Source organism: Vibrio sp. 10N.286.55.E10, from assembly GCF_002872555.1.
Lineage (GTDB): Bacteria > Pseudomonadota > Gammaproteobacteria > Enterobacterales > Vibrionaceae > Vibrio > Vibrio crassostreae.
On record NZ_MCSD01000018.1, the window covers coordinates 79,976 to 96,857 of the forward strand.

The 16,882-nt window shown below is 43.1% G+C and carries 17 protein-coding genes; 3 read left to right on the forward strand and 14 right to left on the reverse strand.

Annotation, left to right across the window (positions count from 1 at the left end):
* Positions 1–4: 4 nt before the first annotated feature.
* From tadF to BCV39_RS12420, 14 genes are all read right to left on the reverse strand, one after another.
* Entirely contained in the window at positions 5–562 is a 558-nt protein-coding gene (gene tadF / locus BCV39_RS12355) for a tight adherence pilus pseudopilin TadF (protein WP_102431314.1), read from the reverse strand.
* Positions 552–1,034: a TadE family protein gene (locus tag BCV39_RS12360; protein WP_102431315.1), complete on the reverse strand. Its 483-nt coding sequence runs from the start codon at positions 1,032–1,034 to the stop codon at positions 552–554. Before BCV39_RS12360 ends, tadF begins: the two co-directional genes overlap by 11 nt.
* Positions 1,021–1,758: a tetratricopeptide repeat protein gene (locus tag BCV39_RS12365; RefSeq protein WP_102431316.1), complete on the reverse strand. Its 738-nt coding sequence runs from the start codon at positions 1,756–1,758 to the stop codon at positions 1,021–1,023. Before BCV39_RS12365 ends, BCV39_RS12360 begins: the two co-directional genes overlap by 14 nt.
* Before the next feature lie 12 nt (positions 1,759–1,770).
* Positions 1,771–2,613, reverse strand: a complete 843-nt coding sequence (locus BCV39_RS12370) for a type II secretion system F family protein (RefSeq protein WP_102422951.1) — start codon at positions 2,611–2,613, stop codon at positions 1,771–1,773.
* Positions 2,610–3,512: a type II secretion system F family protein gene (locus BCV39_RS12375; RefSeq protein ID WP_102431317.1), complete on the reverse strand. Its 903-nt coding sequence runs from the start codon at positions 3,510–3,512 to the stop codon at positions 2,610–2,612. The genes BCV39_RS12370 and BCV39_RS12375 overlap by 4 nt, the downstream gene beginning before the upstream one ends.
* A gap of 1 nt (position 3,513) precedes the next feature.
* Positions 3,514–4,785 (reverse strand): CpaF family protein, encoded by a 1,272-nt coding sequence (locus BCV39_RS12380; protein ID WP_102431318.1) that lies wholly within the window; start codon positions 4,783–4,785, stop codon positions 3,514–3,516.
* Entirely contained in the window at positions 4,782–6,023 is a 1,242-nt protein-coding gene (locus BCV39_RS12385; RefSeq protein ID WP_102431319.1) for a P-loop NTPase, read from the reverse strand. Before BCV39_RS12385 ends, BCV39_RS12380 begins: the two co-directional genes overlap by 4 nt.
* Positions 6,023–6,502, reverse strand: coding sequence for a hypothetical protein (locus BCV39_RS12390; protein ID WP_102431320.1), 480 nt, complete (start codon positions 6,500–6,502; stop codon positions 6,023–6,025). Before BCV39_RS12390 ends, BCV39_RS12385 begins: the two co-directional genes overlap by 1 nt.
* Entirely contained in the window at positions 6,499–7,863 is a 1,365-nt protein-coding gene (locus BCV39_RS12395) for a pilus assembly protein N-terminal domain-containing protein (RefSeq protein ID WP_102431321.1), read from the reverse strand. The genes BCV39_RS12390 and BCV39_RS12395 overlap by 4 nt, the downstream gene beginning before the upstream one ends.
* Positions 7,863–8,687, reverse strand: a complete 825-nt coding sequence (gene cpaB / locus BCV39_RS12400; RefSeq protein ID WP_102431322.1) for a Flp pilus assembly protein CpaB — start codon at positions 8,685–8,687, stop codon at positions 7,863–7,865. Before cpaB ends, BCV39_RS12395 begins: the two co-directional genes overlap by 1 nt.
* Before the next feature lie 20 nt (positions 8,688–8,707).
* On the reverse strand, positions 8,708–9,163 hold the full coding sequence (locus tag BCV39_RS12405; protein WP_102431323.1) for a prepilin peptidase: 456 nt from the start codon (positions 9,161–9,163) through the stop codon (positions 8,708–8,710).
* Between the two features lie 125 nt (positions 9,164–9,288).
* On the reverse strand, positions 9,289–9,501 hold the full coding sequence (locus tag BCV39_RS12410) for a Flp family type IVb pilin (RefSeq protein WP_102431324.1): 213 nt from the start codon (positions 9,499–9,501) through the stop codon (positions 9,289–9,291).
* Between the two features lie 279 nt (positions 9,502–9,780).
* A complete protein-coding gene (locus BCV39_RS12415; RefSeq protein WP_102431325.1) occupies positions 9,781–11,343 on the reverse strand; it encodes a PAS domain-containing methyl-accepting chemotaxis protein in 1,563 nt (520 codons plus the stop codon).
* Between the two features lie 164 nt (positions 11,344–11,507).
* Positions 11,508–11,975 carry an Lrp/AsnC family transcriptional regulator gene (locus BCV39_RS12420; protein WP_102431673.1) on the reverse strand — a complete coding sequence of 156 codons (468 nt, stop codon included), beginning with the start codon at positions 11,973–11,975 and terminating at the stop codon, positions 11,508–11,510.
* 153 nt (positions 11,976–12,128) lie between these two features.
* Here BCV39_RS12420 and BCV39_RS12425 point away from each other — a divergent pair, with 153 nt between their 5' ends.
* The 3 genes from BCV39_RS12425 (at position 12,129) to BCV39_RS12435 (ending at position 16,712) form a co-directional block, all read left to right on the forward strand.
* Entirely contained in the window at positions 12,129–13,094 is a 966-nt protein-coding gene (locus tag BCV39_RS12425) for a hypothetical protein (protein WP_102431672.1), read from the forward strand.
* Positions 13,095–13,618: 524 nt separating this feature from the next.
* The gene (locus BCV39_RS12430) at positions 13,619–13,918 is read left to right on the forward strand and encodes a hypothetical protein (protein WP_102432304.1); all 300 of its coding nucleotides are present in this window, start codon (positions 13,619–13,621) and stop codon (positions 13,916–13,918) included.
* A 37-nt stretch (positions 13,919–13,955) separates the two neighbouring features.
* Positions 13,956–16,712: an immune inhibitor A domain-containing protein gene (locus BCV39_RS12435; protein ID WP_102432282.1), complete on the forward strand. Its 2,757-nt coding sequence runs from the start codon at positions 13,956–13,958 to the stop codon at positions 16,710–16,712.
* The last annotated feature ends 170 nt before the right edge of the window (positions 16,713–16,882 follow it).

Here is a 16,882-nt window from a genome sequence, read left to right on the forward strand (position 1 = left end):
CTCCTTATCTCCCCGGCATGATTGAAGAAGAGGTAATCTTGACGGAAGTGCTAGTACCGCCGTTAAAGAAAGGTTTGAACCAGGAGCTTTCTTCTTCACAAAGGCTAACGCGGTATAAAGGGTAAACAACACCTTTATCTACCGGCGCTAAATCCGCATGATCAATAATTGAGTCGGTTTGACAGTTTAAGCTTCTGAACTTACTACTACTAAACTCAGCAACATTATTGTTGTTGGTTAACGACTCTATCTTGATGGCAACATTGTTAACGGGCGTATTCAGCATTCGACTTGCAACTTTCACCATATCTCGTAATTCTTTCTGTGTAACGGAAACGTTTTGCCCGGCTAGCACATCGCCATCAAAGTAACGAGAGCGTTCTTTGATAATATTCACCAAAGCAAAACTCGATCGATCAAGCTTTGCGCGGGTAAGTAATTGATTGCTCAAATCAGCAGCAAAAAGGTAAACACCCCAAAGTGCGATCAGTACAAACAGTAATTCAATGGTAAAAGAGCCCTGTTGACGAGACGCGGAGCAAACACGTTGTTTACAACTCATCATCTTTCCAACCCTCATGTTCTAAATTCAAAACCATGGTACGAGAGATATCTCTATCTGCAGCACCTGCTAACATAATGACCGGCGTGTAGCGGTAGGTTATAGTGATTTCGGCAAGGTCATAGTTGAAGTTCAAACTTTGCCCAGCGTGTCCTCTGTTCGCCACGAAATCATCATAGTTTTTAAAATACCTTCCTTTGATCGAGAAACGTGAACCGTCAATTAAGAAGCGCCATAAGTTGTCATCATCTTCAATTAAGGTTCTGAACCTTTTCTCGTACTGCTCGTTGATCCCTTTACCCTCATAGATCTTGGCGTTTCTGATGGTTTCTCTAAGCGAGTACTCGGTCATGTTCACGACGTAGATTCGATAGCTCGACTCAAAAATTGCGAAGGTTGCAAAGAACAGAACCAGAGCACCCAATACAAACTCAATGGCAGTGACTCCCTTCTGCTTATTAAGGCGCTTCATTAGACGCTCCCGTTTGAGTGAGCTCGGCGGTAATAGCCTGAATTTCTTGCGTCGAAAAGTCGTCTTTTAGTAGTTTTTGGGCTGAGTTGACTTTGTCCGTTTTCATCAATGCTATCGCCAAGTTTGCTTTGACGATCTTATTCGCGGGATCTTCTTTCAACACCGGAGCTAACGTTTCAATCGCCTGATGATACTCACCATTAGCTATCTGAATCATCGCGATATTATTCTTTATTACAATGTCGTCGTAGCCACGTAAGCGAGCAAGACTCAGCTCCTGGTATGCTTTTTCGTACTGACCTATTTTTGCATATGACACACCGAGTAATACGTGGATTTGACCGGAATTGTTTCCGGCCTCAACCGAATTTATATAAGAGGAAATAGCACGGCCAATGTCATTTTTATCATCGAAAACTTGGCCCTCTAGCTGATACAAACTTGGGTTAACGATGCCCTCTTGATGAAGGTGTTGAACATAGAAATTTGCCGATTCGATATCACCTTTGTGAAAGTATGCCCAGGCCAGCCTCTGTTTCACAGCTGGATCTTCCGAGCCCTGCTCCAACTGGTATTTGTAATGGCTGATAAGACCATCGTAGTTTTTAACCTTCTCCATATTGGTCACATCAGCGTGCAGTTGTTCTTGCTCAGTAGGTGTCGATTGGCAACCCGCTAACAGGCTTAGCGTTAACAACATCAAATAAGTGCGCTTTTTATTCATTCGACCGGCCCTCTAGATACTCAATGTCATTTGCATGATGCTCGGTGCAAGAATCAAAATGACGATTGGAAACATGATAAATAAGATTAAAGGCACACTCATTTTGGCAGAGAGCTTACCGACCTTCTCCTCAACCGTAAGCATTTGCTCTTTACGCATATCCTCAGCAAGGTCACTGAGTATTTGTGCGACGGACGTTCCGTATTGCAAGTTCTGAATAATAGTCAGAACAAAACTTCTCACCGCAGGGGTTGGAATACGCTCCGAAAGGTCATTCAAAGCCTTTTCGATACCATGTATTTTACCTGAGTCAGATGTGCGCTTAATTTGGTAGCAAAGGTCAGAATCGAACTCTGCAAGCTCTAGAGCCAAATAGGCTAAACCAGCCTCTATAGTCATACCGGTTTGTACACATACTGACATCATGTCCAAGAGGTAAGGAAGCTGTGAGGAGGTTTTTCGGATAAGTATCTTACGGCGCACTTGCAACAAAGTATCTGGAAGTACAATTACAGTAATTAAAGAGGTAATCGCGACCAACAGTTGGTTACTCGAAGTCATGTCTCCCATCAGAATCAAAATAGAGACCAAAACCAATACCAATACCTTCGCGGGAAAATAGAACTTCGCCCATTTCGTGTTGTAATATCCCGCTTCGATCAGTTTCTGCTCGAGCTCATCATGATGCTCCTTGCCAAATCTAATGAAAAATCGATTCAAGCGCGAAGGCGGTTTAATAGCATCAGTCGCTAGATAATTCGCTAATTTCTGTCTGCGCTGTTCGGCCTGTAACGACTCGATGATCAAAAAGAGCAGCGACAAAAACAGCACAATAAGTGCAGCTAGTATCATCATGCGCGAACACCTCTTACTAATAACCAAACAATAAATAAGCCGATAAGCTCACTGCCCAGCACATAAAACAACACGACTCTCCCCTCGGGATCATGAAGTACAAAATCAACATTAGACGGATTGATTTGGTTAAGAATAACCATAAAAACCATAGGGATAGCAGCAACTATCTTGGCTGATATTCGGGCTTCCGAAGTCATTGCCATCTTCTTTTTTTCTAACGTTCTAGCATCGACCAACACACGAATTAATCGAGCCAACACACCTTTAAGTTGTCCGCCTCGCGCAATATTGGCTCTAAGCGTTACAGTAAAGAATAAAAACTCTGAATACGGGTAGTTTTTACACGAGCGTTTAAGTACTACTTCCGGAGACTCACCTAACTTAAGTCGGTCTCCCATCAACTTAAACTCACGCCCGATAGGATTGTGCATCACTTCGCCGACATAGCTAATGGCGTGCATTAAACTGTCACCCGCCGTCACGGCACTCATCAGAATATTCAACGCGTCAGGGAAGGTATTTTCGAAATCTCGGCGCCTTTTAGTCACCAAGAAACGATAGCCGAAAAAAGTAAAAACGAGAGCTAACACAGGTACACACCAAGCTTTAGTCATCGATAATAGATTTATCACGACGTACCAAGAGACGACCAAACTACCCATGATGTATAAAGCGATATACAAGGTTGAACGCGGCCCCAACACCATCAGGGTAGGTGAAATAGTCTCTCTAAACCTGTGCCAAACCTGTCTCCCAACTAATGATTTCACGTTAATAGCGTCAAAACTTTCAACTTCTACGTCTTCAATATTGAAGAATTGATTGACTTTTTTTACCTTTGAATCTCGGATCAAAAGAAGTAAAAGAGCGAACAGGATCAATGAAATCCAAAGCATGCTAGACTCCCTTGAAGGATTCGATAAGCTCTTCATAAAGCCCAAAGAATTTCGCTTTTTTCACTAACTCAGAGCGCTGCATGATCCCATTGGTGACAAACTCCCCTTTCACATTTTCGCCGAAAAGAGCATCGTCGTGCCGAAAGCCATAAATCTCTTCCATCACCACGCTATCGCCTTCAAGTCCAACAATTTCCGATATACTGGTAATTTTGCGCGTGCCATCACGAAGCCTATTAACTTGCACAACCATCTGAACGGCACTCACGATTGTTCTTCGAATCGCATCTAACGGCTGATTCAAGTTCGCCATCATCACCATTGATTCAACACGGGCAATTGCATCTCTCGGCGTGTTCGCGTGCAGTGTAGACATAGACCCATCGTGGCCGGTGTTCATCGCTTGCAACATCTCAAATGCTTCCGAGCCACGACATTCACCGAGAATAATTCGATCAGGACGCATACGAAGCGCGTTGATCACCAAGTCTCGCTGAGTCACAGCCCCAGTTTGTTCAACACTGGAGGTTCGCGTCTCAAGTCGAACTAAGTTAGGTTGTTGCAGACGCAGTTCAGCGGCATCTTCAATCGTGACGATACGTTCATCTTCCGCAATGTATTGAGACAAAGCGTTCAATAAGGTTGTCTTACCGGAACCAGTACCACCAGAGATAAGCACATTAATACGACAGCGAGACGCTATCATTAATACTCTCGCCATATCAGGTGACATCGAACCAAAATCGATCAAATCATCAAACCCGATATTCTGCTCTCTAAACTTTCGAATAGAGATCGATGTGCCATCCAGCGCAATCGGTGGAATCACGATGTTCACACGGCTACCGTCATCTAACCTGGCATCAACCGTTGGAGAGAGTTCATCAACGCGTCTGCCTACACGTGAAACGATACGCTTAGCAATAGCCAACAACTGCTCTTCATTCACAAACGAAACTTCGGACTTTTTGACCTTGCCATGTCGTTCGAAAAAGATGTTATTGGGCCCATTAACCATGATATCGGAGATAGACTGGTCTTCGACCAGTGGCTGCAAAGGACCAAGCCCAAACAGCTCGTCGATAAGGCTTTTCACTAAACCAGATTTCATCATCGATGTGATGGGTCTCTGGTAGCTATTGGCTAATAAGTCTACTGCCGCTTGTATCTGTGATTCTAGTTCTTTGCGGCTCATTTTCTGAACCGCTTCGGCGTCTAGCGCTTCAAAAATTTGACCACGAAAGGCGAGATATAAGTCTTTATTAGAACTCATTTAACACGCACCTTCTTTAACCAAGAGTTCATCGCTTTCTGGTCGATCGGCTGGCCATTAATAAGTTTGACCAACTGCTCCATAGAGTGACTAATATTTCGGTCGTGTTTATGTCCTCGCTTGCCATCAATAATGATGTGCGCAAGCGACTTACAATAATCAAACTCTAGATCAACACTCATTCCCAGATACTTATTAAGATCCGACTTTTCCAACACAAAAGAATTTTTAGGACGATGGTAGTTAGCGACCATAATGATGCGAGTACGCGACGACAAAGTCAGCTGTAAGCTCTCTATCTTTTCATAGAGCCGCTTAGCATTTCTCACCGATGACACCGATGCGTCAAACACCAACACAACCACATCAAAATTTTCTACCAAGAGTTGTGGTTCAACTTTGAAGTCCACAGCCCCAGAAAAATCTTCAATAATGAAGTTGGTGTTTCTCGCCAACAGTCCACATAAGGTTTGGCTATAATTAAAAATATCACTTGGGCTCTTCTCACCATCAATCGCTAATAAACGAAGATGCTTACGAGCATTAAAGAGGTAGCTCAATGCACCCTCTTCGTCCATTTCGTGTAATGGCGTGGTAAACTCATCAATGGTTCGCGGCATAAAATCTTTTAGCCCAAGCAAAACATCAATATTAGTACCAGCATTTTGATGGTCGACAAGAATCGTATCTGAGCCTTGTGTCGATAACAGTGACCCAAGCTCAGTAGAGATAAACGACGCGCCCACACCACCTTTGCTACCAACAATAGCAACGTGCTTTGCTTTACGTTTCTGGCTTACACCAGAAAAGGTTTTGAGGTTCTTACTCACGTGAGTTAAGAAGTCCGCAAATTCTTGTTTATTCACCGGCCAGAAAACGTAGTAGAACCCCATCTCTTTAAGAGAGCGAAGCGTTGAAATAGCATCTTCTTTACCTATAACTACCACGCCTTTATGAGTTGGTAGTTTACTAGCGAAAGCTTTTGCATCTTCTACAACATTGCTCGACTCATTAAGCTCAAGAATCACAATATGACTGCTTTGTTGCTCGGTAACTTTGGTTAATCCGGCCGTTGTGTTTACGCAAGCTGGCTCATCCCACCCTTCAAACAGAAATACTTCTTGAACTAGATTCAAACACTCTTGTGATTGATAAAATAACGTACACCCTGCCACACCGCTCGAGGTTGTCAGAACTGGCTTGGCCTTAGTTGCTAACGCTTTTGTCAAATCAAACATTATTGTTCTCCTACCAATCTTGATTTGTGCGCCACTTGCTTCAATCTCATCGACTCAACAAAACAGTCAGACTGCCTCAAATTGACATGTATTTGGGCTGGCTTGCACGTTTGTGTCTTCAAGCGCGTTAGCGTTACTTTGATTCCTAGGTCACTTGGCAACGACTGGGCATACCGATAAACAACTCGTTGTGGTGTGATAATATGCGATGGATACTGTTTAAAAATACTCTGCAGCAGCTGTTTGTTCGCAGCTGACTTATAATCCACCACATAGGTAGCCTCTTTATCGACCGATTCAATTTCCTGTATCAAGTCACTAATCTGCTGAGCTGTTTTATCGCGTTTTTTAATAACAAACTCAAAACTATGGTGCTCTTTGTAAACTAGAGCTTCAGCACCTTGACCAACGAAATACTGTTCAGAAACACAGCCAAACAGTGAGGTAGAGAACAAGGCTATCAATGCTAATTTCTTCATTGGATAAACCCTCCTTGCGACAGCAGACGAATTGTTGCATCAGACGATGTCACTTCCTTACCATCCCATTTGATGTTCAACCAACGTGCCAATGTCGATGTCTTCTTAATGTACGGAAGTTGAATATCTTTTGGCTTCATTGGCTCTACTAGATTTACAGTAGCGACAATGACCAATTCGGTACGTTTTCTTTCGGTGGTTGCTTTTCTGAACGCGGCGCCAAGAACTGGAATATCACCAATAAATGGGATCTTTTGCATTTTTTCCAAATCAGCGCTGCTCATCAAACCACCCAGAACAAAGCTATCACCATCGGCCAGCTCCACCGTTGTCATTGCACGACGAGAAACAAGCTGTGGCACTTTGATACCAGCGGCTTCAACATAACCCTCAACTTCACTCACTTCAGGTGCCAGTTGCATTCGGATCTTGTCTTGGCTCAACACTTTGGCCGTTAGATCCAGCTTGATACCGAACTCTTTGAATGAGATGTTGACGTTATTATTGGAAGACATGATTACAGGTACTTCCCCGCCAACCAGAAAACTTGCAGACTCACCGGATAATACGGTTAAGTTCGGCTCAGCCAGAACCTCTGCGATCTGGTCATTTCCTAACGCTGTAATTAAGGTAGTGAGATTAGCCGCATCGAATTGGTCAAAAACAAATTGCCCGACACTTGAACCTACCGTGCTCCAATCAGAACCGATGGTTTGTCCAAACGATTCTGTCACTTGCGCGACCGATATTTTGACGTTCACCTGCTGAGTCGTGGCGACTTCAATTCGCTCGATGATCCCTTGCCACGTCATATTGCGAGCAAACACCATGCTTTCAGACTCTTCATAATCCGAACTGTCGGATTTAAATTTTAGCTTTTGTGTTTTGTCCCATTTCTCCATTTTTTCTCGGTCTAGTAACGTCGCGACCAAGCGATAAATATCGTCACGCGTTTCTTCTGAATCAACGATACCACTCACTGCAACTTGCTCACCTATTGACTGAACCTTTACTTGAGCGTCAGGAAAATGGAATTTAAGTTGTTTTCTGACGTCCGTTAAGTTCAAATCAACAATAATACGGTCGGATAGCAGCACATCGTTATCCACTCCATAGACAATCAATCGCGATTGGCCCACACTGTTCGCAAACACAACAAGAGTGCTATCGTTGATTACCTTGTAATCGACGATGTTAGGGTTGTTTATGAACACTTGACCGATTGGTGTTTTAAGTTGAATGTGTTGGCCATCATTTAAAGTGATAGAACGATCAGCAGCGAAAGTGTTTGTTGTTGAAAGTAAGCCAAACAGCGTTACTAGAATGGAGCCAAACAATGCTCCTTGATGGATAATCCTCATCACAAAGCCTCTCTTGGGTTGTTCTCATTACCACGTAACTCATTAACTCCTGTGTAGTTATCAATGATGTTACGCACCTCGGCAAACTCAGGCTGACTATAGGTTTGGCTGCGATAAATTTCGATGTGCATGGTTCGTTGTGCAAGGGCGAGTTTGGGTAGATCATCCGGGCCTACTTCAATGACAACCGTCATTAAGCCAGCTTCTTCACTTGGAGAGCGAGCAGTAATCGATCTATCCCCTGTGTCATCATTTCCGATATTGAGCACCTTGACATGTTTCAAAAACATCGACGCCTTAACTCCGCGAAAACGCTTCGGCTTATCTAGGTTGCCAGCCAAATTGGCATGAGGAGAGCTCACCGTAAGCACATCGACAAAAGACCCCGGCCGGATGTAGTCATTAATCAAGTTTTTATCGCTAACTTTCAATGGGTACAATGTCATGTTCTCGGTAACGAGAAGATCGATGTAGCCAGGTCTACCAGGGCTCACTTGATATTCAGGTAATACCACATCACCAGAGCGCAGGTTTCGATTTAATAGAATGGAAGGCGAGAAACTGATTTGTGTATCTTCTCTGACACCAAGTTTTAGTGCTTCACTAAGAGGCAATTGTTGTTTAACAACGTCTTGTGCATTGACTGCATGCCCTTTTTTAAGCGCTTCAGTTGCAATCCACACTCCCACATGTTCTTCGCTTTTTTCTACGACCACTTCATCAGCAGTGTTCGGCTCGGTTTCAGTCTTAAACAAATCGACAGCGCCTAATGCGCCCACGATTAAAGCAGCGATGGCAACAAGTAATACCAGTCGTGATCTCATAATATTCTCATTTTTTGAGGTTATATATATGGCGTAGATTTGGTTAAAATAACCAAATAGAATCCGATACTGATAGCCACACCGTACGGAATACCTTTTTGATCATTCAACGTTTTTTTCGCTAGTATTTTGTTAATCAACTTTGTCTTTACGAGATAAAAAACAACTAAAATCCCACCAGACAAAGCCATCATAACGAGTGCCCAAACTAGATCATGAACAGGAATGGTAAGTGATAAGACAGATGCATATTTAATATCACCAGCACCAATCCAAATTAGCTTATAAAGAACAAGCCCTATACTTAGCACAAGTAGAAAGCTGATCGTTTGAATGTCTAATGGGGATAAGGAACACTGCAAAAGCAGCAATACGTATAAGGCGTTATTTTGTATTTTTCGGTAGAGAAAGTCAGTGGCTGACACATATATAATCAATATCGCCAAACCTACTAGATAAAATTCATGACTAAAAATAGGGACGCCACATAGTTTGAGTAAAATAATTTCATTTTATAGCGAAAATAAATTATGCCAGACATCTTTAACATGGTACTGGCATAATGATTTGCTATATTAAACTTCCTAGCGAATAAGATTTATTATGACTTATCACTTGCAGTGTCGATAGCAGTTGCTACTTGTGCGAACGCACCCTCAAGCTTGCCAATGAAACCTGTAGGGCCCACAGCTGTAGTTACTAATACAGCCATTGCAACAGCAATCAGGCCATATTCGATCGCAGTCACGCCGCGTTCATCGTTTTTAAATGAATGGAAAAAATTGCTAGCAGACACGTATGCTTTAGTTAACATTAGATCTTTACCTATACAGTTGAATATCAATAATTGACTCGCTTTGAGCAAGTTAATCATCACACTAAAATTCAAGAATTAGCACATAGCTAAGTTAAGCAAGTTTAAGGCAAGAGTTTTATCCTAATTACTGAATAGCCAACAAACTGAATGTTATAAACATTAAACTCCTTAATACTATGTAACAGATAAATAAAAGCCCCGCTAAAAAGCAGGGCTGAACATTTACATTTTGTTTAATTTTGACATTTTTAATAGAGATTAAAACTTAATACATCGCTACTTTTCTTCAAAACGTTTAGCTAACTGATAGAACTCGTTTACTTGTTCTTTAAGCTCTGTCGAATGATCCTTCACAGAATGAGTGGCGACCAAATTCTGTTCTGCAGTCGACGCGATTGATTGCATGTGAAGATTCACCTCACTCGAAAGAGTCCGTTGCTTATGGGCGGAGTTTTCAACCGACTGCATCAATTCATTCATGGATTGCATCAGGTTTTCAACGTCAGATAAACGCTCTGCGCTCACCTTCGCCACATCACCGCACGCATCGGTCTGCTCTCTGTTCGCCAAAATATCTTTCTGCCAACCTTCAATGGTTGTGAGCATGGTTTCAATGCTCTCTTTGATTTGTACTGTCGCATTAGAGGTGCGCCCAGACAGCGCACGTACTTCATCAGCAACCACAGCGAAGCCTCGACCTTGTTCACCCGCTCTCGCCGCTTCAATTGCTGCGTTGAGTGCCAACAAGTTGGTTTGCTCGGCAATTCCACCAATCTCTTCCATAATCTTGCTTACGCTCTGCGCTTGGTCGCTCAGTTGGTAAGTCGTTTGCGTCGCCTTTTCGGCCTGAGAAGCTAGGCTCTCTAAGTTTTGATGAGTTTGATTAATGCTCTCTTTAGCGCCGGCACAGGTTTGCAAAGTCACATCAACAATCTGGTGCGCTTCTTCAGTACGAGAAGATACCTCGTTCGCGGTGACTTCAACCTCTTCCGTTGCTTCACGCACTTGTAGAATGTCTTTTGTTTGTTGATCTAATGCTTCTGATACTTCAAATGATGTGGCATTCAGATTATCGGCTAAGTCCTGCAGCGGTTTCGCAGAATCGGTCATACGACCGAGTACCGTGCGAATTCGAGCAGACAAAAGTTTTAAGTGAAAATCGGCCACGGAGAATTTGCTGTTACCTGAATAAACAAGGCGGCTCACACTGTCGAATTTCGACTGCAGTTTTTTCAGCTGTAAAGGAGTATCAATCAGCTCTTGTCGGAAAAGCAGAGCTAATGCTGAAACAGGCAGCAAGCTAAGAAGCCATTGGGATACCTGCCCTACTTCGACAAGGTTTGAAATCAGAGGCGCAGCCAGAGAACCCAACAACACCGCATAGCGAACACTATCACTGATCTGCAATGACCATTGGCGGCCAGATTTCTCAGCCTTCAATAAGCCTTGGTAGGCCTTATCTGCAACCTGCACCCACTCGTTCTTCGGTTTAACACGAACAGACTGATAACCACTCACCTTGCCGCTCTCGTAGATTGGAGTAACGTAAGCATCGACCCAGTAATATCCACCAGATTTAGTCTTATTTTTTACAATCCCGCGCCATGCCTTACCTTGCTTCAGATTAACCCACATATCGGCAAACGCCGCTTTAGGCATATCACCATGCCTAACAATATTGTGGTGTTGCCCTAGCAATTCTTGTTGGCTGTATTCTGCGATGCGACAAAAAGCATCATTACTATAAGTAATCACGCCTTTAAGGTCGGTGGTTGATACGAGTTGTTCGTTTTCGCTGAGAAGCGTTTCACGAGATTGAGAAGATGAGCTGACAGTCATTATATTAACTTTTGTTAATTATTATTTTAGGCGAGGAATATATACAATTATTAAAGTTATGACAAAATGTGAACATCACATTTTGTGTAAATGCCTGCTATTTAAACAAAAATAAGCCAGGTACCTCACAAAGCTCAATGCCTCACGTCTCTTCAATCTAACGATTACGACTCATCTAAGTTCACGGCGGTACTAAACTTCACAGTTCTCATTGACACAGAGGTGTGGAACTTACGAATGTTCAAATCTTTACGCAGTACCCGCTCAACAAAATCTTCATAAGCTTGAATGTCTTTGACCGTAACAATCAACATGAAGTCAAAGCTGCCTGAAATTTGGTAACACTGAGTCACTTCCGCAGCCTTCGAAATAGAGTAGCGAAATATCTGATAGATGTCCCCTCGATCTCGCTCCATTTCTACAGACACAACCAAAGTCATCTTACTGCCTGTAAGCTCAGGATTGATGATAGACACATCACCGACGATTACGCCCTCCTCTCTCAAGCGCCTTACTCGCTTTAAACAAGCAGGTGGTGACAAGCCAACAACCTCAGCCAGCGCCTGATTAGGAATTCGGTTATTCTTTTGAAGCTCTACGAGAATGCTTCGATCTATTCGGTCTATTTCCATAATTTCTTAGAACCACAACTTTGTGACTTATAATTTTCAATTCTACGACAATTAAAAAATTTCACGCAACTTCACAAAGCAATTTCAAAATTATGATCACAGCAATCGCGATAAGATCTTCTCATACAACATAATCGAACAATGGTCGTAACAATGAAATTCACTTATCAATTCTTTAAAGAACTCCTTAAAGAAATTTTCGATGTCACCTCGACGCTTTTTCGAATCATGATTCCAATCATCATCGTTATAAAGGTAGTTGAAGAGCTCGGCGGCATCATGATTCTTAGCGAATGGCTGAGCCCAATAATGGAAAGTGTTGGCTTACCGAAAGAAATGGGGTTGGTATGGGCAACCACCATACTCACTAACATCTATGCAGGGTTGATTATTCTCATCAGTTCCGATGTTCCCCTTACTGTCGCTCAAGCCTCAGTATTAGGCAGCATGATGCTTCTCGCCCATTCATTGCCAATTGAAGGCGCAATAGCGAAAAAAGCAGGCGTAAGCTGGCTTGCCACCTTATCAGTCAGAGTCGGCGGCAGCTTGGTATTGGCATGGCTACTGAATCTCAGCTATCAATACGGAGATTTACTCAACTATCCAGCAACCGTTTTATGGCAGCCAGAAGTATCGTCAGATAACAGTTACATCGGTTGGGCTATCGAACAACTCAAAAACTTTGCAGTGATATTCATGGTGATTTCAGCACTGCTACTGTTACTTAAAGTTTTAAAGGTTCTTGGCATCGAGAAGTTAATGGCTCTGCTGCTACGACCATTTTTAAGACTACTAGGCATCAGCAAAGATGCGACCAATCTAACCATCATAGGGATCACGCTCGGTCTTTCGTTCGGTGGCGGGTTATTGATCAACGAAGCAAAGAAAGGACATATAGCCGCAAGAGACGTGTTTACCGCCATTATGCTACTCAACCTGCTCCACAGTTTGATTGAAGACACCTTGTTGATCTTGCTGATTGGGGCTAATTTTTACACCATATTCTGGGGAAGAATCGTATTTTCAGTCCTCATCGTTGCTTTAATTTCGCACGCTATTAAACGTGTCAAACCAACGATTTGTGAGCGTTACTTTTATCGCGACGTATCCCAATCATAACAGCGAAAACTCACCTTAAACCTTTTAGCAAAAGAGCCGACACACAGGCTCTTTTATCATCAGCTTTTTCACTACCCAACTTGTTCGCCGCTCCAACCCAAAAATTTGCGTAACATTGCGCCCACAAGCGCTTTCACCTCTCCTCAATCGAAGAAATCGTGATAATTCGAGTGAAAATAATTTAAACACGAATAATCCATCATTGGGCTGACAATAAAATTCACTATTCTTATATCAACACAAAGTATAAAGGTATTTTTATTACTATCTAAAGCCTTACCTCTATTAACACGAGAGACAATAACCATATTATCCACACTGATACTTACTATTAAAACAATCAACTACAAATTCACCAAAATGAAATAAATAACTGACAATAAGATAATTATCTAAGGCTATTTGATATTAACTCTTAATGTTGAAAATAGGATAGACAATAACTTGTAAAAATTTACAGTTTGATTGGTTAATTTTATAAATATATTTTGTTACACAATCGAAACAAATGGCTAATTATAACAATGTCACATAAAACAATGGCTTTAATGGTTCTGTCCTTATCCTCACTGTCACAGGCTTCCACTATAGAGAATGATGAACCATTGCTGAAGTCATTGATTGAACAAGGCATTATCTGTCCCGGCTTAAATTATAAGGACAACCAAGAAGCTTTGCGTATCTATCTCAATGCCAAAGCAAATAAGAACCATCAGCCTAATTTCGATTTAAATAAAGATATAAAAAACCAACGTCAGGTAAATAAAGCACCAAAAGAGTGCATTAGACCAATATCGGTGAATAACACCGGTGAAGGAAGTTGATATTAATATCGACATGGAAATATAAAAAGGAAATGTAATGAAGATAATGAGAAAGACGTTGCTGGCTTCAGCAATGATTACTCTATTTAGCGTCAACAGTTATGCTAAAACACCTATTGATTTAGGTGTTGTTAATGAAGATAAGCTAATTGAAATGCTAGTAAGACAAGGCTTAGTTGATGAAAACGCTAGCGATCAAGAAAAACACAGCGCCCTTGATCGTTACCTAAAAAGTAAAATCAATTCGGGTTTTAAAGGTGATGCGCAATTTGGCAAAAAAGCCATGGAGCTGAGAGCAAAGATTCTAAAAGCCATCGAAAAAGAGTCCGGCGTCAAAAAAGCGAGTGTTTTCGCACTGGAAGTGGGTACCAAGCGCACGGACAAAGTGCTCGCGCTGCTTGTCGACTTCCCTGATCTAAACTGGGACGATAACAAGCTCACTAAAGAGCACACGCAAATGCTCTACGAGAGCTACAACCCAGAACACTACCAAGAGTTACTGTTTTCTGATTCAGGCTATACCGGACCAAATGGTGAAAACTTAATCTCGATGCGCCAGTATTATCAAAGTGAGTCAGGCGACAGTTACAGTGTGGCGGGTCAAGCCGCAGGTTGGTATCGAGCTTCTAAGCCAGCAGCTTTCTACGGTGGTAACTCCCCGACAACGGATAACGACCTAAATGCTCAAGAGCTCGTTCGCGAAGCCCTCAACCAGTTAGCTCAAGACCCTAGCATCAACCTCGCTGATTACGATATCGAAGATCGTTACGATTACGATGGTGACGGAGACTTCCGTGAGCCAGACGGCGTAATTGATCACCTAATGGTGTTCCATGCCTCTGTAGGTGAAGAAGCCGGTGGCGGTGTGTTAGGTCCTAATGCAATTTGGTCTCACCGATTCAACCTTGGGCGCACACATGTGCTAGAAGGCTCCTCTAGCTCGCTTCCAGACCGCTTTAATGGCCAGTACGCGGCGTTTGATTACACGATTCAACCGATTGACGCAGCAGCCGGTGTTTGTGCTCACGAATATGGCCATGATTTAGGCCTTCCAGATGAGTACGACACACAATACACGGGTAAAGGTGAACCTGTTTCTTATTGGTCTATCATGTCTTCAGGCAGCTGGGCTGGTCAAATTGGCGGTACTCAACCAACCGCATTCAGTTCTTGGGCAAAACACTTCCTACAGAAGTCTATTGGTGGTCGTTGGATTAATGATGACCAAATCTCAATTGATGACCTGGAAGACAATCCACAAATTTACACCCTGTTCCAAACGACAGATAACTCTCGTCCGAACATGATTAAGGTCGACCTTCCAGAGAAACAAATCGAAGGTTTGAAACCGTTCGAGGGTGAGTACTCATTCCACTCTCAAAAAGGCGACGACCTGAAAAATAGCATGACCCGTAAGCTGGAAATCCCGGCGGGCGATTCTGCAATGCTTACCTTCAAAACTTGGTACCAAATCGAGAAAGACTATGATTTTGCTCGTGTCCTTGTGAACGGACAAGCCATCGCAGGCAACATCACTTCTATGGATGACCCCTACAATACCGGCCTAGTTCCTGCGGTTGGTGGAGAGTCTGACGGCTGGATTGATGCTGAATTTGATGTTTCTCAATGGGCAGGACAAGAAGTCGAGCTTTCGTTCGAGTACATCACCGATGGCGGCTTAGCCATGGAAGGTTTCTACTTAGACAACCTGAGCCTTGTCGTTGACGGCGGCACGGTTGCGGTAGATGACGGCGAAGATAACTCTAGCTTTGCGCTTAATGGCTTCAAATTGAGCAATGGTTTCCATCAAGCTCAACACTACTACCTACTGCAATGGCGCAGTCATATGGACGTGGATGAAGGCTTAGCGAATATCAAGCGCATGGGCCAGCTCATGTCGTTCGATCCAGGTCTGATCATTTGGTATGTCGATGAGTCGCTCACTGATAACTGGGTAGGCAAGCATCCAGGAGAAGGCTGGTTAGGTGTGGTCGATGCAGACCAAAATGCCATGATTTGGCAAAACTCAGGAAAAGTCGCTCAAACACGTTACCAAGTCCGTGATGCCGCGTTTTCACTGAAAGACCATACTCCTATGCGTCTTGTGAACAGTGACAACGATGTGCTTCAGGACACAAGCCTAGTGGGTACAGCAAGCTTCTCTGATGATCAAGATTACACATCACCACAAGCTCCTGATTCGGGTCGTATTTTGACTAAGTTTGGCTTGGTGGTAGACATTGTTAACCAAAGCGATGTCAACGAATACGGTGTGGTACGTCTGTCGAAAGTAAGCCAACACAACATCGCGCCAACAGCGAACTTCGAACTCAATACAGATGGGTTGAACGTCTCAGCTCGCAACTTCAGTTCGGATCAAGATGGCGAAATCATCAGCTACCTATGGGACTTCGGCAACGGCGTAACAAGCAGTGAAATAGCGCCAACGTGGACTTACGAGCAAGCCGGTGATTACACGGTGATCTTGACTGTTGTCGACGACAAAGGTACCACAGGTTCGTTCAGCTCTGTAGTGAGTGTTGAATCTCCAAACGCCCTACCGGAAGCAAGTGCGAAGTACATCCACTTGGGACGCTGGGTAACCATGTGGTCAACAAGCTCAGACAGTGACGGTCGTATTGTTGATACTGAGTGGACGCTTCCAAATGGAAAAGTAAAACGAGGTCGCACATTCACTTCTATCTTCCCTTCATACGGGAAACACGAGGTGACCTTGAAGATAATTGATGACCAAGGCGGGATCACGACTAAGACCATTATGGTCGACCTATAAGTCGCTTCCAGCTCAAATCATTGAAATAAGTACGTAGACAATAACGTGCGTACTGATAAACCAACTTAAGTACTGCTGTCTTTGGCATGAGTCAGGACAGTAGTTTTAAGAAAACGTTATTATTTAAGCCGTAAGCAAAAGCCCTACCGTCATCGGTAGGGCTTTTTATT